The sequence below is a fragment of the Actinomadura sp. HBU206391 genome (genome assembly GCF_014323665.1).
Classification (GTDB): domain Bacteria; phylum Actinomycetota; class Actinomycetes; order Streptosporangiales; family Streptosporangiaceae; genus Actinomadura_C.
In genome coordinates this window covers 42,521-66,863 of sequence record NZ_JABVEB010000003.1, presented here as the reverse complement: position 1 = coordinate 66,863, position 24,343 = coordinate 42,521, and the positions used below count along the sequence as shown (strand labels likewise).

23 protein-coding genes are annotated in these 24,343 nt (G+C 69.6%); 18 read left to right on the top strand and 5 right to left on the bottom strand.

Going from position 1 to position 24,343, the window contains the following annotated elements:
* Nucleotides 1-51 precede the first annotated feature (51 nt).
* Both HKK72_RS03135 and HKK72_RS03130 read right to left on the bottom strand, forming a co-directional pair.
* Nucleotides 52-678 (bottom strand): maleylpyruvate isomerase family mycothiol-dependent enzyme, encoded by a 627-nt coding sequence (locus HKK72_RS03135; RefSeq protein ID WP_187232675.1) that lies wholly within the window; start codon nucleotides 676-678, stop codon nucleotides 52-54.
* A gap of 247 nt (nucleotides 679-925) precedes the next feature.
* Complete coding sequence (locus HKK72_RS03130) at nucleotides 926-1,585, bottom strand: TetR/AcrR family transcriptional regulator (protein ID WP_187232674.1); 660 nt, start codon at nucleotides 1,583-1,585, stop codon at nucleotides 926-928.
* 100 nt (nucleotides 1,586-1,685) lie between these two features.
* On the opposite strand from HKK72_RS03130, the gene HKK72_RS03125 reads away from it, so the two are divergent.
* The 8 genes from HKK72_RS03125 to HKK72_RS03090 all read left to right on the top strand — a co-directional run bounded on the left by HKK72_RS03125 (nucleotide 1,686) and on the right by HKK72_RS03090 (nucleotide 10,738).
* A complete protein-coding gene (locus tag HKK72_RS03125) occupies nucleotides 1,686-2,639 on the top strand; it encodes an ATP-binding cassette domain-containing protein (RefSeq protein WP_187232673.1) in 954 nt (317 codons plus the stop codon).
* A 264-nt stretch (nucleotides 2,640-2,903) separates the two neighbouring features.
* Nucleotides 2,904-4,166 (top strand): cation:proton antiporter, encoded by a 1,263-nt coding sequence (locus HKK72_RS03120; protein ID WP_222720268.1) that lies wholly within the window; start codon nucleotides 2,904-2,906, stop codon nucleotides 4,164-4,166.
* A gap of 150 nt (nucleotides 4,167-4,316) precedes the next feature.
* A complete protein-coding gene (locus HKK72_RS41990) occupies nucleotides 4,317-5,033 on the top strand; it encodes a response regulator transcription factor (RefSeq protein WP_187232671.1) in 717 nt (238 codons plus the stop codon).
* 579 nt (nucleotides 5,034-5,612) lie between these two features.
* Nucleotides 5,613-6,317, top strand: coding sequence for a BTAD domain-containing putative transcriptional regulator (locus HKK72_RS03110; protein ID WP_222720267.1), 705 nt, complete (start codon nucleotides 5,613-5,615; stop codon nucleotides 6,315-6,317).
* Between the two features lie 301 nt (nucleotides 6,318-6,618).
* Entirely contained in the window at nucleotides 6,619-7,326 is a 708-nt protein-coding gene (locus HKK72_RS03105) for a LuxR C-terminal-related transcriptional regulator (RefSeq protein ID WP_187232669.1), read from the top strand.
* Between the two features lie 110 nt (nucleotides 7,327-7,436).
* Nucleotides 7,437-7,838: a dihydroxyacetone kinase phosphoryl donor subunit DhaM gene (dhaM, locus tag HKK72_RS03100; protein ID WP_315987050.1), complete on the top strand. Its 402-nt coding sequence runs from the start codon at nucleotides 7,437-7,439 to the stop codon at nucleotides 7,836-7,838.
* Nucleotides 7,839-7,996: 158 nt separating this feature from the next.
* Complete coding sequence (gene pcrA / locus HKK72_RS03095) at nucleotides 7,997-10,243, top strand: DNA helicase PcrA (RefSeq protein WP_187232762.1); 2,247 nt, start codon at nucleotides 7,997-7,999, stop codon at nucleotides 10,241-10,243.
* 93 nt (nucleotides 10,244-10,336) lie between these two features.
* A complete protein-coding gene (locus tag HKK72_RS03090) occupies nucleotides 10,337-10,738 on the top strand; it encodes a cobalamin B12-binding domain-containing protein (protein ID WP_187232667.1) in 402 nt (133 codons plus the stop codon).
* 48 nt (nucleotides 10,739-10,786) lie between these two features.
* Here HKK72_RS03090 and HKK72_RS03085 read toward each other — a convergent pair whose 3' ends face one another.
* On the bottom strand, nucleotides 10,787-12,181 hold the full coding sequence (locus HKK72_RS03085) for a glycoside hydrolase family 15 protein (RefSeq protein ID WP_315987049.1): 1,395 nt from the start codon (nucleotides 12,179-12,181) through the stop codon (nucleotides 10,787-10,789).
* 355 nt (nucleotides 12,182-12,536) lie between these two features.
* Between HKK72_RS03085 and sucC the strand changes: the two genes are divergently transcribed.
* The 3 genes from sucC (at nucleotide 12,537) to HKK72_RS03070 (ending at nucleotide 16,676) form a co-directional block, all read left to right on the top strand.
* Entirely contained in the window at nucleotides 12,537-13,727 is a 1,191-nt protein-coding gene (gene sucC, locus HKK72_RS03080; protein ID WP_187232666.1) for an ADP-forming succinate--CoA ligase subunit beta, read from the top strand.
* 1 nt (nucleotide 13,728) lies between these two features.
* Nucleotides 13,729-14,637 carry a succinate--CoA ligase subunit alpha gene (sucD, locus tag HKK72_RS03075; protein WP_187232665.1) on the top strand — a complete coding sequence of 303 codons (909 nt, stop codon included), beginning with the start codon at nucleotides 13,729-13,731 and terminating at the stop codon, nucleotides 14,635-14,637.
* A gap of 143 nt (nucleotides 14,638-14,780) precedes the next feature.
* A complete protein-coding gene (locus tag HKK72_RS03070) occupies nucleotides 14,781-16,676 on the top strand; it encodes a DUF6350 family protein (protein WP_315987048.1) in 1,896 nt (631 codons plus the stop codon).
* Between the two features lie 91 nt (nucleotides 16,677-16,767).
* Here HKK72_RS03070 and HKK72_RS03065 read toward each other — a convergent pair whose 3' ends face one another.
* A complete protein-coding gene (locus HKK72_RS03065) occupies nucleotides 16,768-17,298 on the bottom strand; it encodes a hypothetical protein (RefSeq protein WP_187232664.1) in 531 nt (176 codons plus the stop codon).
* A gap of 118 nt (nucleotides 17,299-17,416) precedes the next feature.
* Here HKK72_RS03065 and purN point away from each other — a divergent pair, with 118 nt between their 5' ends.
* From purN to HKK72_RS03040, 5 genes are all read left to right on the top strand, one after another.
* Nucleotides 17,417-18,079 (top strand): phosphoribosylglycinamide formyltransferase, encoded by a 663-nt coding sequence (gene purN / locus HKK72_RS03060; RefSeq protein ID WP_187232663.1) that lies wholly within the window; start codon nucleotides 17,417-17,419, stop codon nucleotides 18,077-18,079.
* A gap of 4 nt (nucleotides 18,080-18,083) precedes the next feature.
* A complete protein-coding gene (gene purH, locus HKK72_RS03055) occupies nucleotides 18,084-19,631 on the top strand; it encodes a bifunctional phosphoribosylaminoimidazolecarboxamide formyltransferase/IMP cyclohydrolase (RefSeq protein WP_315987047.1) in 1,548 nt (515 codons plus the stop codon).
* A 128-nt stretch (nucleotides 19,632-19,759) separates the two neighbouring features.
* The gene (locus HKK72_RS03050; RefSeq protein WP_187232661.1) at nucleotides 19,760-19,921 is read left to right on the top strand and encodes a hypothetical protein; all 162 of its coding nucleotides are present in this window, start codon (nucleotides 19,760-19,762) and stop codon (nucleotides 19,919-19,921) included.
* Nucleotides 19,922-19,975: 54 nt separating this feature from the next.
* Complete coding sequence (locus HKK72_RS03045; protein ID WP_187232660.1) at nucleotides 19,976-20,956, top strand: hypothetical protein; 981 nt, start codon at nucleotides 19,976-19,978, stop codon at nucleotides 20,954-20,956.
* Nucleotides 20,957-20,987: 31 nt separating this feature from the next.
* The gene (locus HKK72_RS03040) at nucleotides 20,988-21,839 is read left to right on the top strand and encodes a bifunctional methylenetetrahydrofolate dehydrogenase/methenyltetrahydrofolate cyclohydrolase (protein WP_187232659.1); all 852 of its coding nucleotides are present in this window, start codon (nucleotides 20,988-20,990) and stop codon (nucleotides 21,837-21,839) included.
* 45 nt (nucleotides 21,840-21,884) lie between these two features.
* On the opposite strand, the gene HKK72_RS03035 is transcribed toward HKK72_RS03040, so the two are convergent.
* Nucleotides 21,885-22,598: an FHA domain-containing protein gene (locus HKK72_RS03035; protein ID WP_187232658.1), complete on the bottom strand. Its 714-nt coding sequence runs from the start codon at nucleotides 22,596-22,598 to the stop codon at nucleotides 21,885-21,887.
* A gap of 173 nt (nucleotides 22,599-22,771) precedes the next feature.
* Here HKK72_RS03035 and HKK72_RS03030 point away from each other — a divergent pair, with 173 nt between their 5' ends.
* Together HKK72_RS03030 and HKK72_RS03025 are read left to right on the top strand one after the other, a co-directional pair.
* A complete protein-coding gene (locus tag HKK72_RS03030; protein ID WP_261986495.1) occupies nucleotides 22,772-23,923 on the top strand; it encodes a citrate/2-methylcitrate synthase in 1,152 nt (383 codons plus the stop codon).
* Nucleotides 23,924-24,022: 99 nt separating this feature from the next.
* Complete coding sequence (locus HKK72_RS03025) at nucleotides 24,023-24,340, top strand: DUF3017 domain-containing protein (RefSeq protein WP_187232657.1); 318 nt, start codon at nucleotides 24,023-24,025, stop codon at nucleotides 24,338-24,340.
* Nucleotides 24,341-24,343: the final 3 nt, after the last annotated feature.

Genomic DNA, 24,343 nt, shown 5'->3' with positions numbered 1-24,343 from the left:
CCGGTTCCCGGTGGTCGACGAACGTCCACCAGAGGTACGGCGGCACCATTGCTACGAGGCGGTCGCCCAGAAGGCCGAATCGTCGGAAAGCTCCCCTCGCTCCAGCCGCCGGCCCAGCAGGCCCATCATCAGCGCCTCGGCGGTGCCCCGGACCTCTCTGCCACCCGAGCCACTCCGCCACTCCAGGTCCGTCGCGACCAGGCAGAGGCCGTCGGCGCGCTTGTACGCCTCGGCGAAGAACCTGCTGGTGGTGATGGCCTCCAGGCAGGCCCGCAGATGATCTTCCGGAAGGTCGCGGCCGAGTCCGAGCGGCCGGCGGATGTCCTGGTGATGCACCATGGTGTCGACCAGCAGCACCCCCGGATTGAACTTGAGGAACAGCTTCATCCGGCCGCTGTCGAACGCCATGGCCAGTTCCCGGGTGGGACGACGCGCCAATGACGCCGCGGTCTTCTTGTTGTACTCGTCGATGTCGAACCTGACGGTCACCATGCCGGCGATGAACCCGATCGTGCTGCCTTGGACACCGTCGGCCATATGGGCGACCACATCCCGGACCGTCCAGTCCGCACAGAGGGATGGCGCCGCCCACTGCTGCGCGGTCAGGCCGGCAAGTGTCCTGGCCACGCGCCTGCGCTCGGCCAACCCGAACCGCCGCAGCTGATCTTTGCCGTACATGAGGTCTCCGTTACTCGCACTCCGTTGTGGAGGCGCATCGACGGGACCGTATGGATCATGCTCTGGCCGCACGTCTTCCGTTCGCCCATCCGGCCCCGCTGGGGGCGAAGGCCCGGAACGGTGGCGCTTGCGTGCCGTACGCTCCGGTGCCTCCGGCGACCCCTGACCATGCTGGCACGAGCCGGTAAAGACGCGATGAAGCGTCGATTAGGCCGCCGTGCCTCTGAGGGGCGGGAGACGTGCCGGGTCAAGCGCTGCTTCGCGGCAGGCCTTCGGCCGCACGTACCGCGTAGTCGGACAGGCCGTGTTCGAGAAGGGCGAAGGCGCGCTCGGCGTACTCGGGAAGGCCGTCGAAGACCTCCTCGGCCGGCCGGCCGTCCGCGATCTGCCGCTGGACCACGCTCCAGAGCAGGCTGAACGCATCGACGATCATGGTGGCAGCCAGCCTCGGCTCGGGGTCCTCGGAGCTGACCCCGCTCTCCTCGGCCAGCAGCGCGGAAAGCCGGTCGATGTGGCGGTGGAACTCGTCGGCCTGGCGTAGCCGCAGCGCGGGGCTGTTGGCGATGATTTTGGCCCGCTGACGCGGCTGATCACTTTCGAGGCCGCGCTGCCTCAGATAGCCCGTCATCCGACCATGCACGGCGACGATCGCCGACTCGCCGGGCCTGCGGTTGCGCACGGCCTTCAGCATCCACCATTCGTCCCCGCCCTCTTCGCTGAACACAAGGTCCTCTTTGGTGGCGAAATAGTTGAAGACGGTCTTCATTGACACGCTCGCGGCCTCGGCCACCTCGGCGACGGTGACGTTCTCGAAGCCGCGCTCAGCGAAAAGCCGGAGGGCCGTGCGCGCGATCGTCCGACGAGTCTGCCGCTTCTTGCGCTCCCGCAGGCCGTCCGGCTCCCCCACGGCGCCAGACTATCGCGCGATACATCAGCAATAAAATTACTGCAGTTGTAATTTTACAGCGGCTGTGGTTTTATGTGATGAATGACCGGGAGGAGGGCCCATGGCCTCGCAACCCGTGGCCTCGCAACCCGTCATTACCGTCGAAGCTCTGACCAAGCGCTTTGGTGAGATCGTCGCTCTCGATGGGATCGACTTCAGCGTCGCGCCCGGCACCGTGCTGGGCCTTCTCGGCCCGGCCGGAGCGGGCAAGACCACCGCCGTACGCATTATGACCACAGTGCTCGAGCCAGATGGCGGACGGGTCACCGTGGCCGGGTTCGACGTCGTCACCGAACGGGCCATGGTCCGCGCCCAGCTTGGCTATACCGGGCGGAGCGCCGCAATGGACGGGTCGCGCACTGGGTACGGGTTCCTGCTCGAGGCCGGGCGGGTCGCACGGCTGCCGAGCCGGATCGCCGAGCGGCGCGCCACCGAGCTGATCGAGCGGCTCGATCTGATACCGGTGGCCCACCGGATCGCCAGGGCGTGTGACGACATCAGGCAGCGCCGCCTCGACATGGCCGCTGCGCTGCTGGGCAGGCCAACCGTGCTCTTGCTCGATGAGCCCGTCACAGGGCTCGGACCGGCCGCCCGGCTGGCCGTCTGGGAGCTGCTCGGCGAGCACGTCGCCTGTGGCGCGACCCTGTTGCTGACCACGCGCCACATGGACGAGGCCGACCAGTTCGCCGACCAGATCGTGACGCTCGATCGCGGCAGGGTGATCGCCGAGGGAAGGGCCGGTCTGCTGAAACTCAAAGCCGGTGGCGTCCTGCTGGAGGCGGTCGTCCACGGCCTCGCCGACCTGCCCGCCGCGACCGCCGCGCTCGCCAGGATCGGTGGCGGAGTGCCGTCCGTGACCGGCCGGCGGGTAAGCGTGCCGGTCACGGACGGGAAGTCCGTCCTCGCGGAGGCCGTCCGGGAACTCGGCGAGGTGCACATCGCACTCGACGACCTCCATCTGCGCAGCCCGAGCCCCGGCCTCACGGAGGTCTTCCGTCATCAGCGGTGGTCCTGACGGGTCCCCGTCTGCTTTGAGCGGCGCTGAGAGCTCCGCGCCCGGCCGTACGGAAGCCGGCCGCGGGCAAGCCGGTCATGAGTCTCGGTCAAGCCAGTAAAGATCAAGGGCGATTTCCAGGCCGTCGCATCTTGTATTAACGCCCGCTTTACGGGCGCATGGAAAAGTCATTGTCAGGCAAAAGCCGATTTCCTCACGCCCGCACTCTGGCCTAAACGTAGGGGACAGTTGATGGAAAGTCCGGCCACACATGTAGATCTGATCATGGCCACTGCAATAGCCGGAATCGCGTTCGTCCTGATCGCTGGGACGCTGCTCGGAAATTTCGCCCGGCGACTTCGGCAGCCGCCGGTCATCGGAGAGATCGCCGCTGGCATTCTGCTGGGGCCGAGTGTGCTCGGACTGCTTCCCGGCAACCTGACCGACCATATTTTCCCCGCTGAGGCGCGGCCACTGTTGTCGGCGATCGCTCAGGCGGGCCTGCTGTTGTTCATCTTCATGATCGGTTGGGAATTCGAACGGGGACTGCTGCGGAAGCGTAAGACCCTGGCCGCGGCCGTTTCACTGTCATCGGTCCTGCTGGCCTTCGTGCTCGGGGTCGGGCTGGCGTTCGTGCTCTACGCGGAGCATTCCACGGTGCAGGGCAAGGAGGTGCCCGCGACGGCGTTCGCGCTGTTCCTGGGAGCGGCGATGTCGGTCACCGCCTTTCCGGTGCTGGCCCGGATCCTGAGCGACAACGGGCTGATGCAAACGCGGGTGGGTGCGCTCGCGCTCGCCAGTGCCGCGGTCGACGATGTGGTGGCCTGGTGCCTCCTGGCGCTCGTCTCGGCGCTCGTCACGGCCGGCGATGGTTCCGATCTCGTGCAGATCTTCGGGCTCTCCATGGTGTACGTGGCGGTGATGGTCCTGCTGGTCCGGCCCCTGCTGGCGTTCCTGGTCCGCCGCTGGACCCGCGGGCGGGGCGCTCCGTACCTGCTGGTGATGCTGGCCGCGGGGGTCTTCCTGTCCTCCTACGCGACCACCTGGATCGGCATCCACGCCATCTTCGGCGCGTTCCTGTTCGGCTTCATCATGCCGCGAGAACCGGGCGACGTCCTTGAGTCGCACCTCCGCAAACCGCTGGAGACCGTCAGCCTGTTGCTGCTGCCGGTCTTCTTCATCGTCACCGGTCTGGGCGTGGACATCGGCGGCCTGTCCGGACGTAACTACCTGGAACTCGCCGCCATCATCGTCGTGGCCTGTGCCGGAAAGCTGATAGGTTCCGCCGCGCCCGCCAGGGCCTTCGGATTGCCCTGGCGAGAGGTCGGCACCCTCGGTCTGCTCATGAACACCCGCGGCCTCACAGAGCTCATCATCCTCAACGCCGGGGTCGGCCTCGGCGTCCTGGACACCCCCATGTTCACCATGATGGTCATCATGGCCCTGGTCACAACGGCACTGGCGGGTCCACTGCTGCCGCGCGTCCGCGACCTGCCGGAGACCATTGAACCGGTCTCTCCGAAGGTTCTTGCCAAGACGTCCACGTAGGTCGGATTCGGCTGCGCGAATATGTGAATCCGGTCAGCGAGGGCTCGCTATTCGCGTCGGCCGGGAGAAGTATGGATGCAGTGCTCAAGGACCCGTGTTCGAACCCGAGAGCCGGGCCCGAGCGATCTCGAGGAACGGATGGGTGGTCGGGTGAGCAGCGGAGACAGACTGGTGGACACCGAGCAGGCGAGTGCGCCGGACGAGGACAGAATGCGCGTCGCCATCGTCGCCGAGAGCCAGTTCTCGCGGCTCGGCCTGCGGTCGGTCCTCCGGCGGGCCCCGGACATCGAGCTGGTCGCCGAGGCGGCCGACGCCGAGCGGGCCGTCGAGCAGGCCGTCGAGTGCAGTCCCGATGTCGTATTGATAGAGGCACTCGGCAACCGAGCCGAGGTCCTCGGACTGGTTCAGCACATCGTCAGGAAGTGCTACCCGGCGTCACCGGCCATCCTGCTTCTCGCGAGTGCCCATGACCCCGATATGGCCGAGACGCTGTGGGTGGGCGCCTGCGGCATAGTGCTCGTCCAGGCCGACGGCGAGCAGCTCGTGCACGCGATTCGCTTAGCCTCGGCCGGCTACTTCGTGATCGCGCCGGCGTTCGCCGGAGATGCGCACCAAAGGTGTCTGCCCAAGCTGCTCATCGGCCGTGAGAGCCGCCCGCCGTGTCGGCTGAGCAACCGGGAGACCGAGGTCCTGCGGCTGGTGGCGTCCGGATTCCGCAACGCGGAGATATCGGCGGCGCTCTCGGTCAGCGACAACACGGTCAAGTCCCATATCGGCCGCATGCTGCACAAGCTCGGCCTGCCGAATCGCTGCCGCCTGATCATCTACGCGTACGAGAGTGGTCTTGTGCCGGTCGATGGCAGGTGACCTCGCCTGGTCCTGTAGATCTTCCTCCGCCGTATCACTTCGGCAAGGCAGTATGGCTTTGCTAGGATCTTTCTTGCCATTAGCAATGGCGGGCGGCGTTTCCTTTGGTTGAACCGAAGATGCATCCTTTCGGAGGATTGCTCTCCGCAATTAGTTCGCCCGCCCCACCCCAGCGGATCATCCGTGGTCATCTTTTCACTGCCGCCCTCGGACCCACGCGACCAGGGTCCTCCGCACTTCCGGCCCACCGCTTTCGTCAGGACTGGGGAAGTGCCAAGAGTCGGCGAGGGCTAGTTTTAACGTAAGTCCGAATCAACTGGTGCCTGCTGGAAGTAAGGCAGCTCCCGCGGTTCCTTTTGATGATCATGAACCGCACGGTTTGCCTTACCAGGACGGGTGGACAGCATGAGCAACGTGACCTTTGGCGAGGTGAGCCGCCACCGGGGCGTCAGCGGCGTGCCCATCCCCGAAGCCCGCATGCCGCGGCGGGCGACACCCCGCTTCTCGCTCCTCGGCCCGTTAGAGGTCGCGTCCAGCGAAGACCGGATAATGACTCCTCCGGCGCAGAAGATCCGTACCGTGCTCGCCGTCCTGCTGGTCAGCGACAACTCGGTGGTTTCGGTGAGCGCGCTCACCCGCGAGCTGTGGGAGGACCTTCCGCCGAGGACCGCGCTCCAGGCGCTGCGGGTGTACATCTCGCAGCTCCGCCGGGTACTCGGCCGGCTCGGCGACGGGCCCACCCTGCCGCGGCTGGTGACCCAGCCGCCGGGCTACCGCCTGCAAATCGAACCGGGTTCGCTCGACATCATGGAGTTCGACCGGCTCTGTGGGAAGGGCAGGCAGTCCGGGTCCGAGCAGCGTTTCGAACTCGCCGCCCACCATTACCGACGCGCACTCGGCCTGTGGCGCGGGTCGGCGCTGTCGGACGTGCGCGGCGGCCCACTGCTGGATGGCGCTGCGCTGCGGCTCGAGGAGGGTTGGCTGGCAGCCCTTGCCCGGCGGATCGATCTCGATCTGCGGCTGGGCCGCCACCTCGACCTCGTCGCTGAACTCAAGGGCCTCACCACTGAACATCCCCTCAACGAAAGCCTGCAGGCCCGGCTTATGATCGCGCTGTGCCGCTCGGGCCGGACCGGTGAGGCGCTCGGCGTCTACCGCCGGGTCCGTCGCTCGCTCGTCGAGCAACTGGACGTGGAGCCGAACCAGGAGTTGCGGCGTGTGCATCAGGCGGTGCTCTCCTCGGACGACCGGATATTCGAGCAAGTCGATCTGTGGGCGCTGTAGGCGATTGAGAGCAGCACAATTCGCTCCGCGACCGGGAGAATACGGGCCGCACCTTCACAAGTCCTAGGTTGACCCTTATAGTAAAGAGCTTGCAATTAAGATGCGCCCGTGCCGAGGAAAACGATAATCGTTCCCGGGCCCCGTGCATATCGTCATGTCATTTGGAAGGCTAACAATAACCTTTACTGACTGACAAGGGGGACAGTAAGGCCGCTGGGCCGCCCCGGTCTGGTGAGATCGCAGAGTTCGTCAAGCTCGTGCCCACCTCGCCGCCGTCCAGTCGATATTAACGGACGCAATCATGCTGAATATCCGAGTTCTTCTCGCCGATGACCGGATGCTCGTCCGGCTGGGCATAAAGTCGATCTTCGCGGACCAGCGCGACATCGAGGTGGTCGGCGAGTCCGGAGACTTCGAAGAGATACTGGAACTGGTGGTCGGACTCAAACCGGCGGTCGTCATCATCGACGCACTGGCACACGACCTGGACACCGACAAGCTCACCCGGCGGATCATCGACCAGTCGGCCCAGTCCATAGGCATCCTCATCCTTGCCAACGCGCACGACCAGGGCGTGCTCTCGGCCATCAGGTCCGGCGCCAACGGACTGCTCCTCAAGCATTCAAATCCGGCTCAGCTCATTTCCGCGGTGCAAATGGTGGCGAAGGGTTACTACCTACTGCCACCGCCCGCGGACGACGGCGGCGCACCACCTGCAACTCCTGCCTCTCATATCCGGCATCCTCCCAAGGAGCGGATCGAGCAATTGACCGAGCGGGAGCTGGATGTGTTCCGGCTCGTCAGTCATGGCTGGAGCAACGCCGAGATCGCGCAGGACCTGGCGCTGCGAGAGAGCACCGTGAAGTCGCACATCCGAAGCATCCTGGCCAAGCTCGACCTGCGGAATCGCGTGCACATCGTGATCTTTGCCTATCGGGTGGGCATGTTCCCCGGCTGGGCATCCCATCCGTCTCGCCGGGAGACCATGGGCGAACGAGACAGCGCTTGACGACTCCCGGACCTTGATCGCGTTGGCTCGCGAGCACAAGATCACCTGAGGCGGGGAGGATGTGCCAGGCCGCGGGGATCGAGCGGCGACACGGTCGAGAGGAGATGCCGGTGGACACGGTGGGGATCGTGGTGATCTCGCACAGCCGGAGGCTGGCCGAGGGGGTCGCCGAGCTTGCGCGCGAGATGGGCATGGGAGGCGTGGCCGTTGAACCCGCCGGAGGAGATGTGGGCGGAGGACTGGGCACGAGCCTCGAACTCGTGGAACGGGCCGTCGGCGCGGCCCACTCCGGGGCCGGAGTGGTGCTGCTCGCCGACGTGGGCAGCTCCGTCCTGACCGCCAAGACCTATCTCCAGGACCGCACCGAGGACGGGGAGGTCGGCATGGTCGTGCTGGCCGATGCGCCTCTGGTCGAGGGCGCGGTGGCCGCCGCCTCCGCAGCGGCCGGGGGAGCGGATCTGGCCGGGGTGGCCGGCGCCGCGTCGGAGGCGTACGACATCCGGAAGACCTGAGCACGGCGGGGCGGGAGGGGCCGCCGAGGCGACCGAAGCGCGGAAAGAGTCGGCGGCGGCCCGTAAACTCGGCTGTGATGTCGACCGCACCGATTTCCCCCAGACGCTCGGATGAGAGCGGCCCCTCAGGTGAGAGCGGCTCCCCACGTGAGAGCTCGCTGCTCGACGGCCTGAACCCGCAGCAGCGCGCCGCCGTCGTGCACGAGGGCGGCCCCCTGCTGATCGTCGCCGGCGCCGGATCGGGGAAGACCCGCGTCCTCACCCACCGGATCGCCCACCTGCTGGGCCATCGGGACACCCATCCCGGCCAGATCCTGGCGATCACCTTCACCAACAAGGCCGCCGGGGAGATGAAGGAGCGCGTCGACGCGCTGGTCGGTCCCAGGTCCAGGGCCATGTGGGTGATGACCTTCCACTCCGCCTGCGTGCGGATCCTGCGGCGCGAGGCGAAGCGGCTCGGCTTCCCCTCCAGCTTCTCGATCTATGACCAGGCCGACTCGCAGCGGCTCATGGCGCTGGTCTGCCGCGAACTCGACCTCGATCCCAAGCGCTACCCGCCCAAGTCGTTCTCCGCGCAGGTGAGCAACCTCAAGAACGAGCTGATCGACTACGAGTCGTTCAAGGCCCGCGCGTCGACGCACATGGAGCAGACGCTCGCCGAGGCCTACGAGATGTACCAGGCGCGGCTGCAGCAGGCCGGGGCGCTCGACTTCGACGACCTGATCATGACGACGGTCAACCTGCTGCAGGCCTTCCCCGAGGTCGCCGAGCACTACCGCCGGCGCTTCCGGCACGTGCTGGTCGACGAGTACCAGGACACCAACCACGCGCAGTACGAACTCGTACGCGAGCTCGTCGGGCACGAGAGCGCCGACGAGGGCGCCATCGGTCCCGCGGAGCTGTGCGTGGTCGGTGACGCCGACCAGTCGATCTACGCCTTCCGGGGCGCGACGATCCGCAACATCCTGGAGTTCGAGCGCGACTATCCGAACGCGACGACCATCATGCTGGAGCAGAACTACCGCTCCACGCAGCGCATCCTGTCGGCCGCCAACGCCGTCATCGAGCGCAACAGCGACCGGAAGCCCAAGAAGCTCTGGTCCGACCAGGGCTCCGGCAACAAGCTCGTGGGCTATGTCGCCGACAACGAGCACGACGAGGCGGCCTTCGTCGCCCAGGAGGTCGACCGGCTCACCGACGCGGGCGACACCAGGCCCGGCGAGGTCGCCGTCTTCTACCGCACCAACGCGCAGTCCCGTGTGTTCGAAGAGGTGTTCATGCGGGTCGGGCTGCCGTACAAGGTCGTCGGCGGGGTGCGGTTCTACGACCGCAAGGAGGTCCGCGATCTGCTGGCCTACCTGCGGGTGCTCGCCAACCCCGAGGACACGGTCAGCCTGCGGCGCGTACTCAACGTGCCCAAGCGGGGCATCGGCGACCGGGCCGAGGCGTGTGTGGAGGCCTACGCCTCCCGTGAGCGGATCAGCTTCTGGCAGGCGCTGCGCCTGCCCGAGGACGTGCCCGCCCTCGCGACGCGGTCGATCAACGCCGTACGCGAGTTCGTGGCGCTGCTCGACGATCTGCGGGCGGCGGTGCCGTCCAGCACTCCGGCCGAGCTGGTCGAGGCCGTGCTGATCAAGACCGGCTATCTCGCCGAACTGGAGGCGTCCCGGGATCCGCAGGACGAGACCCGCGTCGAGAACCTCCGTGAGCTCGAGGCGGTCGCCCGGGAGTTCGAGGAGCGCCTGGACGGCGAGTCGGCCGAGGGGCGGCTGGTGGACTTCCTGGAGCAGGTCGCGCTGGTCGCCGACGCCGACTCCATCCCCGGTGGGCCGCCGGCTCCCGTGCCGCCCGGCGAGCGCGCCCCCGAGACAGAGCAGGGCGTCGTCACCCTGATGACCCTGCACACCGCCAAGGGCCTGGAGTTCCCCGTCGTCTTCCTCACCGGGATGGAGGACGGGGTGTTCCCGCACCTGCGCGCGATGAGCAACCCCAAGGAACTCGAGGAGGAGCGGCGGCTCGCCTACGTCGGCATCACCCGGGCCCGGCAGCGGCTGTATGTCAGCCGCGCGGCGATGCGCAGCTCGTGGGGGGCGCCGCAGGTCAACCCGCCGTCCCGGTTCCTCACCGAGGTGCCCGACTCGTTGATCAACTGGGAGCGGGCGGCGCCGGGCATCTCGGGTTCCGCGCTGACGACGGCCGCCGCACGCAGGGGCGGACGGTCGCCCGGCGGGCGGCCGCCGCTCGCGCTCGCGCCGGGCGACAAGGTCACCCACGACTCCTTCGGGCTGGGCACGGTGCTCACCGTCTACGGCGAGAGGGAGAAGGAGAAGGCCAGCGTCGACTTCGGCGGCGACTACGGCGTCAAGACCCTCGTCATCGCCTACGCCCCGCTGGAGAAGCTCTGACGACCCGTTCGCGGCCCCGGCCCCACCTTCGTGGTCCTCGCGTGACTCCGGTTACCCTGCGCTGGTAAGCCGTACGAACTGTGGAGGCAGCCCATGAGTGCTCCGATCCGCGTGGTGATCGCCAAACCGGGTCTCGATGGCCACGATCGCGGGGCCAAGGTCGTCGCCCGGGCTCTGCGAGACGCGGGCATGGAGGTCATCTACACCGGGCTGCACCAGACGCCGGAGCAGATCGTCGAGGCGGCTCTGCAGGAGGACGCCGCCGCGATCGGGCTGTCGATCCTGTCGGGTGCGCACATGACGCTGTTCGCCAAGCTCGTGAAGCTGCTGGAGGAGCGTGACGCGGCCGACATCGTCGTCTTCGGCGGCGGCATCATCCCCGACGACGACATTCCCGAGCTCGAGCGCCTCGGGGTCGCCAAGATCTTCACCCCCGGCGCTACCACTCAGGAGATCGTCGAGTGGGTGCGGGCCAAGGTTCCGGTAGACGCCTGACGCCCGCGCCGCCGTGGTCTCGCGCATCGCCGCGGGAGGGCCCGCCCGTCACGGGATGGGCAGGCGGCCGTTCTGAGCCTCGAGAGCGAGCACGACGAGAGAGGCCGTCCAGCCCAGAGGGGCGACCGCGGCCGGCAGGCCGTACTGGTCCACCTTCTCCGGCAGGACGCCCAGCGAGGTGCGGTGCCCCGCCAGCCAGTCCAGCCAGCCGGTGGCCTCGTCGCGGTAGCCGGACGCCGCCGCGGCGAGCGCGAACATGGCGGTCTCGGGAGTCCACGCGACCGTGCGGTTGCCCGCCCACCGTTCGCCCGGCAGCACCCCGCCGCCCGGCAGCCGCAGCTTGGCGGCGGCCGTCCGCACCGCCGTGTAGACGCCCGGGTCGTACGCCGCGAAGGGCGGCGCGAGGAAGGTCACAGCCGCGTCCATCGCCCCGCCCTCGACCGGGGAGCGCGGATAGCCGTACGGCGCGAACTGCCGTGAGATCGCGGCCGACAGCCGGCCCGTGGCCGTCTGCCACCGGTGGGCCTCCTCGGCGGCGCCGCGTGCCCGTGCGATCGCGGTGGCGCCGCGCAGACCGGTGAACATGGCCGAGACCACGCCCAGCGTGGGCCGCCGCGGATCCTCCTCCGATCGCGGGCTGCGCTCCCAGTAGTCCGAGGAGGGCGGAGGCAGACCGTCGGCTCCTAGTGAGGACGACAGCCGATCGGCCGCCCGGCGCACCATCGGCCACAGTTCCGGCATCCTGGCCGTGGCGGCCGGATCCTTCACGAACACCAGCCACGAGGCCCACAGCACCCAGCCGAGCGAGTCGAACTGGACCCGCCGGCCGTCGGTCACGGCACCGCCGTCGGGCTTGTAACGCGCCGCCCACATGCCTTCCTCGTCCTGTACCCGGGCGAGGAACTTCAGGATCCTGCGCGCCTCGAGCGCGTGTCCCGTGGCCGTCAGCGCGGCGGCGGCGAAGGCCGAGTCGCGCGGCCACACGAACCGCCACGCGCCGTACCACGAGGCCACCGAGGCCCCGCTCGGGCCGGTCAGCAGCCGCAGATCCAGCAGCGCGCGGGCGGCCATGTTGCGATGGGCCGGCAGGCTTCCCGGGACGTGACCGGCGTGCAGCCACGACCGGTCCGCCCGTACGGCCGAGTCGACGCGGGGGTCGTCGCGGGGGACGGTGACCGAGCCCTTGGCGCCGAACGGGACGAGCCGGGCCCGGCCGTCGCCGAGCAGCACCACCGAACTGTCCGGCAGGTACGTGGCGCCGTCGGCGTCCAAGGGAGCCAGCGGTTCGCTCGCGTACGGCCAGCCGCCGCCGCCGACGAGCCCCGGGCTGCTCCACTCGGGCGGTGTCCGGTCGGGAATGGTCGCTCCACATGTGGCGGCCAGTGCGGCGATGACGAGAAGCGCGGCTACGCGCCGTATCTGTCGCGTCGGAGCGCTTGTCACCAGTGCTTCCTCCCGATGATGCCAGGTAGGACATTCCGCCTTCGGACCTGCTCGGACGCGCGATGTTCAACAGAGATTTACCCTGATGTGCCTTTACTGTACCTATCGGTGACGCGAGACCGGACCCGGCGGAGCGATCACACCGCGTGGCCAACTAAGCTGCCTGGTCGGAGCGGACCGCTGAGTGGCCGCGCGCACAGCGCGCCTGTGAGCGCTTGTACGCGTGGACACTGGAGTGTCCGGAAGGGCGTGTCGAACTACCCGTGCCGCTCGTACGCGGTGTTACCCCACATGCGCTACGGCAGGGGGCTGTCCGGCATGCTGCAGGCTGTCGATCCGTTAAGGACGAACCCTCGTGGATCTGTTCGAACATCAGGCGAAGGAGCTCTTCGCCCAGTACGGGGTACCGGTGCCGGCCGGCAAGGTGGCTCGTACCCCTCAGGAGGCCAGGGCGATCGCGGATGAGTTCGCGGCTGCCGGTGTCTCGCGTGTTGTGGTGAAGGCTCAGGTGAAGACGGGTGGGAGGGGTAAGGCCGGTGGTGTGAAGCTGGCTGATTCTCCTGCTGATGCCGAGGAGAGGGCGGGTCAGATCCTCGGTATGGACATCAAGGGCCATACGGTCCACAAGGTGTTGGTGGAGGAGGCCAGCGCGATCGCGCAGGAGTACTACTTCTCGTTCCTGCTCGATCGTGCCAACCGTACGTTTTTGTCCATCTGCTCGGTCGAGGGCGGGATGGAGATCGAGGAGGTCGCGGCGACCGACCCGGACGCGGTGGCCAAGGTGCCGGTGTCGGCGCTGGCCGGGGTCGACCGGGCCAGGGCGCGCGAGATCGCGCAGGAGGGCCGGCTGCCGGAGGAGGCGCTGGAGGGCGCCGCCGAGCTGATCGAGCGGCTCTGGGCCGTCTTCGTCGACGAGGACGCCACCCTGGTCGAGGTGAACCCGCTGATCCTGACGGCGGACGGGCAGGTGAAGGCGCTCGACGGCAAGGTGACCCTGGACGGCAACGCCGAGTTCCGTCAGGAGGAGCACGCGGCGCTGGAGGATGAGGCGTCGGCGGATCCGCTGGAGGCGCGGGCGAAGGCCAAGGACCTGAACTACGTCAAGCTCGACGGCACCGTGGGGATCATCGGTAATGGTGCGGGTCTGGTGATGTCGACGCTGGACGTGGTGGCCTATGCGGGTGAGCCGTTCGGTGGGCAGCGGCCGGCGAACTTCCTGGACATCGGTGGCGGTGCGTCGGCGGAGGTGATGGCCAACGGGCTGGAGATCGTGCTGTCGGACCCTTCGGTCAAGAGCGTGTTCGTCAACGTGTTCGGTGGCATCACCTCATGCGACGCCGTCGCCAACGGCATCGTCTCGGCCTACCAGTTGCTCGCCGACCGCGGCGAGCGAGTGGACCGGCCGCTGGTGGTGCGGCTGGACGGCAACAACGCCGAGCTCGGACGCAAGATTCTCTCCGACGCGGCGCTCCCGGGTGTCGAGCAGGTCGACACGATGGACGATGCGGCGAAGCGCGCCGCCGAACTCGCAGCGGCAGGTGTGTGACATGGCGATCTGGCTGACCGAGAGCAGCAAGGTCATCGTTCAGGGGATGACCGGGTCCGAGGGGTCCAAGCACACCGGGCGCATGCTCCGGGCCGGCACGAACGTCGTCGGCGGCGTCAACGCCCGTAAGGCCGGGCAGAGCGTCGACTTCGACGGCAGGTCCCTGCCGGTGTTCGGCACGGTGGCCGAGGCGATGGCCGAGACCGGCGCGGACGTGTCGGTGGTGTTCGTGCCGCCGAAGTTCACCAAGGACGCGGTCGTCGAGGCGATCGACGCCGAGATCGGGCTGTGCGTCGTGATCACCGAGGGCGTCCCGGTGCACGACACCACCTGGTTCTGGGACTACGCACTGTCCGAGGGCAAGGTCACCGCGGACGGCGCCCCCAAGACGCGGATCATCGGCCCGAACTGTCCCGGCATCGCCTCGCCGGGCGCCTCGAACGCGGGCATCATCCCGGCCGACATCACCACGCCGGGGCGGATCGGGCTGGTGTCGAAGTCGGGCACGCTGACCTACCAGATGATGTACGAGCTGCGCGACATCGGCTTCTCCACCTGCGTCGGCATCGGCGGCGACCCCGTCATCGGCACCACCCACATCGACGCGCTCAAGGCCTTCCAGGACGACCCCGACACCGAGGCCATCGTGATGATCGGCGAGATCGGCGGCGACGCCGAAGAACGCGCCGCCGCCTACATCGAACAGCACGTGACCAAGCCCGTCGTCGGCTACGTCGCCGGATTCACCGCCCCCGAAGGCAAGACCATGGGCCACGCCGGCGCCATCGTCTCCGGCTCCTCCGGCACCGCCCAGGCCAAGAAAGAAGCCCTGGAAAAGGTCGGCGTCCGGGTCGGCAAGACGCCGAGTGAGACCGCACGTCTCATGCGCGAGATCATGCGGAGCCGCTGACCCTCTCATGATCTTGCGGTTGTTCGCCCGGCGGTCCGCCCGGCGGGGAACAACCGCAAGATCACGGGAGGTAATCATGGCAAACGGCGACACGCCGGGCGCGCGGACCCGGTGGAGAGCGGGCGGCTGCCAGCATTGGGGACGTGAGCGATCTGACCCCGGGAGACGTGAGCGCCGCCGGCGAGCGCGCTGAAGCGGTGAAGGCCGCCGAGCGGGCCGGCGCGGCGGATGCCGCCGAGCGGGCCGATGGGGCGGGCGCCGGTGAGCGGGCGGGGGCCGCCCGGCCGCTGGCCGTGACCGGCATCGTCGCCGCGGCCTGGTGCGTCGGGATCGGGCTCGCCGTGCTCACCACCGTCACCCTCGTCGGCTGGATAGCCGCCCCCCGCACCGCGCTCGGTCCCGGACTGCCCGGCGTCTTCCGTACCGCGGTGAACTTCTGGCTGGTCGCCCACCACGCGGGATTCTCGCTGAAGGACGGGCGCGTCGGGCTTCTGCCGCTCGGGCTCACCGTGCTGCCGGGCGCGCTGCTCTACCGCAGCGGCGCCTGGATCATCCGGGTCACCGAGGTCCGTGGCCGCCAGCGCATCGGCGTCATGCAGGTCGCCCTGGCACTGGCCGGCCCCTACGCGATCCTCGCGGGCCTGCTCGCGCTCACGGCGCGCTCGTCGGTCGTCCGGCCGTCCGCGTGGCAGGCGCTGCTCGCCGGATTCCTGCTCGCCGCCTTCGCCGGCGGGCTCGGCGCCGCCCGGGCCCTGGTCGCCGCCGGCGGCAAGCGGGTGCGGTCCGGTCTCTGGGCGCTCCTGCGCCTGCTGCCGGAACGGCCGCGGTCACTGGTGGTCGGGGTGGTCGGCGCCACCACGGTGCTGCTCGCGTCGGGGGCCGTGCTCGCCGCGACGTCACTGGCGATGCACCTGCCGGAGGCCCGGGAGTCCTACGACGCGCTCGCCCCCGGGATCGTCGGGGGATTCCTGCTGCTGCTCGTCGAACTCGCCTTCCTGCCCAACGCGGTGATCTGGGCGATGGCCTATGCCATCGGCCCGGGTTTCTCGGTCGGCGCGGGCACGAGCGTCTCGCCGACCGGCGTCTTCCTCAATGTCGTACCGATCTTCCCGCCGCTGGCGGCCCTGCCCGAGCCCGGCCCGGCGCCGCTTCTGTCCCTGGTGGCGCTGGCGGCGCCGTTCGCGGCCGGCGCCGTGGGCGGGGTGCTGACGATCAGGGCCATGCCCAGCCCGGTCTACGAGGCCGCGCCGCTGTGGGGCTTTGTGTCCGGCGCGCTGACCGCCTGCGTCGCCGCCGTGCTCGCGGCGCTGTCCGGCGGGCCGCTCGGCGGTGGCCGGCTCGCCCTGATGGGGCCCTCTGCCTGGCAGGTGGGCCTGCTGGCGGCACTCGAGGTGGGAGTGTCCGCGGCGATCGCCGCCTGGGTGACGAACTGGACGCTGATCCGCCGGGCGGGCGGCACCGGCGAGCAGGCCGACCCGGAGCGGACCGGTGACTCCGTCAGGGCGGCGAAGCCCGGTGAGCCGGGTAAGCCGGGTAAGCCGGGTAGACCCGCCAAACCGGCCAAGCGTGCCAAGGCCACCAAGCCGACCAAAGCTGCCAAGCCGACCAAAGCTGCCAAGTCGGGCAAGAACACGAAGTCGGGCGGCTCGGGCGGCGCTCCCGATCGGGCGCCGGTGACGGTGGGACCGGGGCGGCCGTCGGTCCTGATCCAGCCCCCGGTTCAGTTCATCGACCCCGAGCCCGTGCTCGGTACTCGCAGGGCCGCGGCGCGCAGGCCCGACCCCGGGAGCGCGGGCTCCGGTCGCTCGCCGTCGGCTCGCAGGCCCGAGCCCGGTGCGGCCGAGCCCGCCGTGGTCCCCGAACCCCGCGAAGAGCCGCAGTTCACGGAGCCGGAGCCTCCCGGCGCTTCACGGTCCCGAGATCCGGAGCCCGACGGCCCCGAGACCGATGACACGGAGCCCGATGCCGAGACGCCGCGGGAGGTCGAGAACCGGAGCGGTGCGATCTACGTGCTGAAGAAGCAGCCGCCCGAGGCCTGAGCGCCGGGCTCAGAGCCGGTTCGGCGCCCGGTCCGAGCCGGTTCCAGAGCCGGTTCCAGAGCGGGTTCCAGAGCCGGTTCTCAGGCCGGTTTCAGAGCAGATCGCCGTACCTCGACATGCTTCCTTCGGGCAGGTTCAGCTTGTCCTCGATCTTGGGGAACCAGGTCTGCCGGCAGGTCTGCTTGTCGCTGTTGGTGTTCGCCTTGCCGATGCACTGCTGGTAACCGTTCATCTCCGGCCAGAGGATCACCGTCAGGGTCAGGGAGAACGCGGACAGGACGAGCCCGATCGCGCCGAGGGTGATACCGGCGATCGCACCGGGCGCGGCCGCGTCGCCCCGCCTCGCCCGCCGGCGTGCGCGCACGCCGACGACCATGGCCGCGATGGCGGTCACGAGACCGAGGGGGGCGAAGAACACCGTGAGCAGGGCGGCCAGGCCACCGAGCCACAGTGCCCGCCAGCCGCCGCGGTCGGCCGGCCCGGCGGATTTCGGCCCGCCCGGCGGCATGGGTTCCGAACCGAACTCGGACCGCTGTGGGTGATCATGCTCGGGTGGCGCGGTGCTGTTCCCAGCTCCCTGACGGGCGGGGGATCCCGTCTGCCGTGCCGGGTCCTCACTCACGTTTCCTCCAGTTTGGCAAGCACGCCATCACGTTCCTGCGCGCACGAGCGATGTCGATAAACTGCCTGGCGACGGGCGAGTTCGTCCGCAGACAACGACCGTCCACCAGGGAGTCACGGTGTCCGCCCGGCTCGTCGTCCTCGTCTCCGGCGCGGGGACCAACCTACAGGCGCTTCTCGACGCGTGCGCAGATCCAGCCTACGGGGCCAGGGTCGTCGCGGTGGGCGCGGATCGCGACGGAATCGCGGGACTGGAGCGGGCCGAGCGGGCCGGATTGCCGACGTTCGTCGTCCGGATACCCGACCATCGCTCCCGTGAGGAGTGGGATCTGTCCCTCACCGACGCGGTCGGCGAGCACGAGCCCGACCTGATCGTCTCGGCCGGCTTCATGAAGATCCTCGGCGCCGGATTCCTGGACCGGTTCGGCGGCCGGATAGTGAACACCCACCCGGCGCTGCTGCCGGCGTTCCCCGGCGCGCACGCCGTACGCGACGCCCTGGCGTACGGCGTGAAGGTGACGGGCTGCACGGTGCACTTCATCGACGAGGGAGTGGACACCGGCCCTGTGATCGCACAGGAGCCCGTCACGGTGCGCTGGCATGACGACGAGGCCTCCCTGCACGAGCGGATCAAGCAGGTGGAGCGCCGGCTCCTGATCGACGTCGTCGGGCGGCTCGCCCGCGACGGATGGACCACCCGCGACAGACGGGTGTCGATGAAGTGTCAGACCTGCCGTACGGATGAGGGGAGCTCGACAGGTGAGTCGCGTCGAGAGGAATGAGCCGGTGGGGACGACCCCGATCAGGCGCGCGTTGATCAGCGTCTACGACAAGAGCGGCCTCGAGGAGCTCGCCAAGGGCCTGCACCAGGCCGGTGTCGAGATCGTTTCCACCGGATCGACCGCCGCCCGCATCGCGGATGCCGGGGTGCCGGTGATGAGGGTGGAGAAGCTCACGGGCTTCCCCGAGTGCCTGGACGGCCGGGTCAAGACCCTGCACCCCAAGGTGCACGCCGGCCTGCTCGCCGACCGGCGCAAGGACGACCACCTGCAGCAGCTGGAGGATCTCGACGTCGAGCCGTTCGATCTGGCCGTCGTCAACCTCTACCCGTTCACCGCGACCGTAGCGTCGGGCGCCGAACCGGACGAATGCGTCGAGCAGATCGACATCGGCGGCCCGTCCATGGTGCGGGCGGCCGCCAAGAACCATGCCTCCGTCGCGGTCGTCGTCGATCCGGCGTCGTACGGCGCGGTGCTCGACGCGGTCCGCTCGGGCGGCTTCACCCTCGATCAGCGCCGCCGGCTGGCCGCCCGGGCGTTCGCGCACACCGCCGCGTACGACGTGGCGGTGGCCTCATGGTTCGCGAACGTCCACGCCCCGGCGGACGACTCCGGCTGGCCGGACTTCCTCGGGGCGACCTGGGAGCGCGCGGCGGTGCTGCGGTACGGCGAGAACCCGCACCAGCGGGCGGCGCTCTACACGGGCGGCGGCAGCGGCCTGGCGGCGGCGGAGCAGCTGCACGGCAAGGAGATGTCCTACAACAACTACGTCGACGCGGACGCGGCCCGCCGGTCGGCCTACGACCACGCCGAACCGTGCGTCGCGATCATCAAGCACGCCAACCCGTGCGGCATCGCGGTGGGCGGCGACATCGCCGAGGCGCACCGCAAGGCGCACGCCTGCGACCCGCTCTCGGCGTTCGGCGGCGTGATCGCCACCAACCGCGAGGTCTCGGCCGAGATGGCCCGTCAGGTGGCGGAGATCTTCACCGAGGTCATCGTCGCTCCCGGCTTCGCCGACGAGGCCGTCGAGATCCTCACCCGCAAGAAGAACATCCGTCTGCTGCGCTGCCCCGATGGCCCCGGCGACCCGGGCGAGTTCCGGCGGATCGACGGCGGCGTGCTCACCCAGACCGTCGACCGGGTCGACGCCCCGGGCGACGACCCGTCGACCTGGGAGCTCAGGGCGGGCGCCGCCGCGGACGAGGCCACGTTGCGCGATCTGGCGTTCGCCTGGAAGTCCTGCCGCTCGGTGAAGTCCAACGCGATCCTGCTGGCGGCCGATGGGGCGACCGTCGGCGTCGGAATGGGCCAGGTCAACCGGGTCGACTCCGCGCGGCTCGCCGTATCGCGCGCGGGCGACCGCGCGGCCGCCTCGGTCGGCGCCTCCGACGCCTTCTTCCCGTTCCCCGACGGCCTCGAGGTGCTCACGGACGCGGGCGTCCGGGCGATCGTGGAGCCCGGCGGTTCGGTGCGCGACGACGAGGTCATCGAGGCGGCGAACAAGGCCGGGGTCACCCTTTACTTCACCGGAGCCCGGCACTTCTTCCACTGACCGGCCGGCGGGCCCGAGCTCCCGCCCGATGACGGGTGCTCGGCCCGCCCGGTGTTGTAGCCTCGGCGGGAATCGCGTGCTCGATCCGCCACCTCTGCCGGCACGCCCCCGACCCCTCAGGAGCAGTCGTGGACATCCTGGTGAGCTTTGTCCTGTGGACGGTGACGTCCACATCGCGCGTGGGTCCGCTGGCGGGGCCGGTGCTCGCCGTGCTGGGCGCCCTCCTCGCCGGCTACGCCGGCTGGCAGTTGACCGACCGACTGATCGCCTGGCGGCAGGACGCCGACTGAGGAACCCGAGCGGGCCGTTCGCCGTCGAAGGGCGGGCGGCGAGGAGAGGTCACGATGTGCGTTGCGGCGGCGCCTGCCCGGTTCTCCGGCACGATCCTCTACCACGGGCGGCGTGAGCATCCCGAGCACGGCCTCGTCCATGTGCTGGGCTACCAGAACACGGCGGCCAACCTGGCCTCCGGCCCCAACGCGATGCTGCTGCATCTGCCCGCGATCGGCATGACGCGGCGCAACTTCATCGACACGAGTGAGTGCCCGCGCGTTCTGCGCGACATGGTCGACGCCGTGAACCCGCCGCTCGCCGCGCCGGCCGGACCCGGCTACGGGGGGCCGCCGGCGGGCGGGCCCCCGCCTGTGCAGATCTTCGACCACGACATCTACACGGTGGTGCTGGCCACGAACGCGGCCCTGATCCCCGAGGCGCTCCAGAGCGTCCCAGAGCACCGGAGGATCGCGCCCAACCGGCCGCTGTTCGACTTCTACGCGGCCATGTACCCGGGCCACGCCATCGCGCTGTGCTGCTTCGACAACCGTGCGGCGCGGGCGGCGAATCCGCTGCTCATGTGGTATACGCCACAGCGCCCCGAGGTCTCGGCGCTTCCGGCGATCGACTGCCATACCGGGGCGGTGCCCGACCTGTCGGCGCACGTGCGGCTCGACCACTGGGTGATCCTGGGCACCGACGAGGCCCCGCCCGGCTGGGGCGTCCCGGTGCGCTACTCGGCGTTCCACCGGCCGGGCGGGCCGCCCACGATGCCCGGCCCTCCGGTGTCCGGCCCGCCTCCGGTGTCCGGCCCTCCGATGCCCGGGCCGCCTCCGGTGCCTGGGCGGGTCTCCGCGCCCGTGCCGGTTCCACCGCCGGGGCCGCCCGGGCCGAGCGGGCCCGTAGCCGCCTTCCTGCCCGACCGCGTCATCGGCCGCCGGTTCGACGGCATGCTGCCCAACGGAGACTTCGAGATCGCTCGCGAGCACCTGCTGCGCGGTGACCTGAGATGGGTCCAGCGGTCCCGGCCCGGGTGGGCACTGCCGCTGTGATCACTCGGGTCGTACCTGAGAGAATGTCGCTGTGACTGCACAGATCCTTGACGGCAAGGCCACCGCGGCGGCGATCCGAACCGACCTGAAGCGGCGGGTGGCGGCGCTGCGTGAGCGCGGCATCGTGCCCGGCCTCGGCACGATCCTGGTCGGCGACGACCCGGGCAGCCACGCCTACGTCCGCGGTAAGCACCGAGACTGCGCCGAGGTCGGCATCGAGTCGATCCGACGCGACCTGCCCGAGAGCGCGACTCAGGAAGAGGTCGAGGCCGCGGTCGACGAACTCAACGCCGACCCCGCCTGCACCGGATACATCGTGCAGTTGCCGCTTCCCACGGGCATCGACGAGCAGGCGGTGCTCGAGCGGATGGACCCGGACAAGGACGCCGACGGGCTGCACCCGACCAATCTCGGCCGGCTGGTCCTGATGAAGGAAGGGCCGCTGCCGTGCACGCCGCACGGCATCGTCGAACTGCTCGGCCGCCACGACGTGCCGTTGCGCGGCGCCGAGGTGACGGTCATCGGCCGGGGCGTGACGGTCGGCCGGCCGCTCGGGCTGTTGCTCACCCGCAGGTCCGAGAACGCCACCGTGACCCTCTGCCACACCGGTACCAAGGATCTGGCCGCGCACACCAGGAACGCCGACATCGTGGTGGCCGCCGCGGGCGTTCCCGGATTGCTGACGGCCGGCATGGTCAAGCCGGGCGCCGCCGTGCTGGACGTCGGGATCACCCGGACCGACGCCGGGCTGGTCGGAGACGTCGCTCCGGCGGTCCACGAGGTCGCCGGGTGGATCGCCCCCATGCCGGGTGGGGTCGGCCCGATGACCCGCGCGATGCTGCTGGCGAACGTCGTCGAGAGCGCCGAGGCCTCCGCCCTCTGACGGCCCCTGTTCACCGGGCCGTCAGCGGGCGGAAGCCTCGGTCGGTCAGCTGGCCCTGCGGCCGGCTTCGGTCGCCGGCCGGGCGACCGGCGCGCCGTGGCCCGGCGGGGCCCCGGGCCGGCGCACCTCGCCGGTCGGGCGGCCGTCCACTGGACCTCTGGTCTGCTGGGGAACGTGCACGGGCGGCAGCGGCCGTACGAGCCCCATCGCGATCACTTCGTTGGCCAGCCGGGTACGCCGGTTGACCCCTTCGGGGATGCGGAACTTCTGATAGAGCCGGAGCAGATGCTGCTTCACCGCCGCCTCGGTGACCACGAGGTCGCCGGCGATTTCACGGGCCGTCGCCGGGGCGACGAACGCCTCGTCGGACAGGGCAGGGCGGCACAGCGACGTGAGCACGTCGACCTCGCGCCGGGTCAGCTCGGGCGCGACGGCGCGCCGCAGCTCGACGTCGGGATCGACCTCCTCACGTGGGATGCCACCCATCCGGCACCGCGCTGTGCCGAAACTCACGACGTCGCCGTCCTCAAGGACGCGCCGGGCGATCGGGCGTCCGTTCACCCGAGTCCCGTTGCGCGACAGTCCCATGTCGACGACGTACACGTACGGGCCGCGCCGAATGATCTCGGCGTGAAAGCGGGACACACTCGGGTCGTCGAGACGTACGTCGACCCCACGGCCACGACCGACCGTCGTGACGTCGGGGCGCAACGCAACCACCATGCCGCTGTCCTCGATCCGTATGAACGGCCCCTCCACGGCACTCCTCCCAGCTAGTTAGCGACCCCTGTCTGCCTGGTTACCCGGAGGAGTCATGGTCACACCCTCCTACTGGTGGGTAGGCCCGAGGACACAGGGCATTTCGGGCGTTGAGCCGGCATCCCACTAGACTTGTTCGTTGTCAGCGGGAAGGTCAGCGGGAGGGAACGCGCATGGCCCCTACACCTTCCGAGGGCCTGGCACCTGCCAAGGGCCTGGCCGACGTCGTGGCCGCGTCGACGGCGCTGAGCGACATCGACGGACAGGTCGGCAGACTGTTCTACCGCGGCTACGACATCCACGACCTCGCCGGCAAGATCACCTTCGCCGAGTGCGTGCACCTGCTCCAGCGCGGAACGCTGCCCACGCGCGGGGAGCTCGCCGGCCTGACCGGTGAGCTGGCCACGGGCCGGGTGCCGACCCCGCTGGTGGAGCGGAACATCGACGCGATCGCGCGGGTCCAGGCACCGATGGAGGCGCTGCGCAGCTATGTCTCGCTGGCCTCCGCGGAGGATCCGGACAAGGACTCTAACGAGCCGGGCGCCAATCTGCGCAAGGCCGCCCGGCTCACGGCCCAGCAGCCGGTGCTCGTGGCCCGCTACCATGCGGCCCGGCGCGGTGTCACCGCCCCGGACCCCGATCTCTCGCTCGGCATCGCCGGGAACTTCCTGCTGCAGATCACCGGGAGGCGGCCCGCACCCCGCGCCGCCGACATCCTCGACGAGTGCCTTGTGCTGCACGCCGACCACACCATGAACGCCTCGACGTTCGCGGCCCGCGTGTGCGCGGCCACCCTCTCCGACATGCACTCCGCGATCTGCGCCGCCATCGGCACGCTCAAGGGCCCACTGCACGGCGGCGCCAACGAGCAGGTCATGCGCACGTTCCAGGCCATCGGCGGGGTGGCGGACGTGGACGGCGCCGTGCGGGAGAAGCTCGCCGCCGGCGAGAAAATCATGGGCTTCGGGCACCGGGTCTATAAGTCCGAGGACCCACGTGCGTCGCATCTGCGGCGGCTGTCGGCCGAGCTCGCCGAGACCACCGGGGACGACACCTGGTTCCGGATGTCCCAGCGGATGGAAGAGATCGTCTTCGCGGAGAAGGGCCTCCGCCCGAACGTCGACTTCTACGCGGCGAGCGTCTACCGCTACCTCGGCATCCCCGTGGACCTGTTCACGGCCGTCTTCTCGGTCAGCCGGATGGCGGGCTGGACGGCGCACGTCATCGAGCAGCATGCCGACAACCGGCTCATCCGCCCGGACAGCGAATACATTGGCGACCGTGACATGAGGTGGCTCCCCATCAGCGAGCGGACCCGGGCATGATCCGCCATGATCTGTCATGTCCGGCGACCGGCGACGAAGTGAGGGCGAGACCGTGGTGAGGGCGACCGTGGTGACCGAGAGCGTGAGGACGGAGCGGTAGTGGCACAGATCCGCCGGCAGCGGCGCACGGGACCCCGGGCCCGCGGCGGGGCGCCGCGCTGGCTCGGCCAGTTGCCGTATCTGTTCGTGCTCTCCGGGGCCTTCGCCGGGCTGGCGCTGGTGGCGATGAGGCATCCCAAGCGCGGGTCGGTGCTGGTCGCCGCCGCGGTGCTCCTCGGCGCGCTGGCGCGGCTGGTGCTGCCGGAGAGCCAGGTGGGGCTGCTGGCGACGCGCAAACGGTGGACCGATGTGCTGATCCTGGTGGTCTTCGCGATCGGTATCGCGGTGACCGCATACGTCGTGCCGCCGCCCAGGTGAACA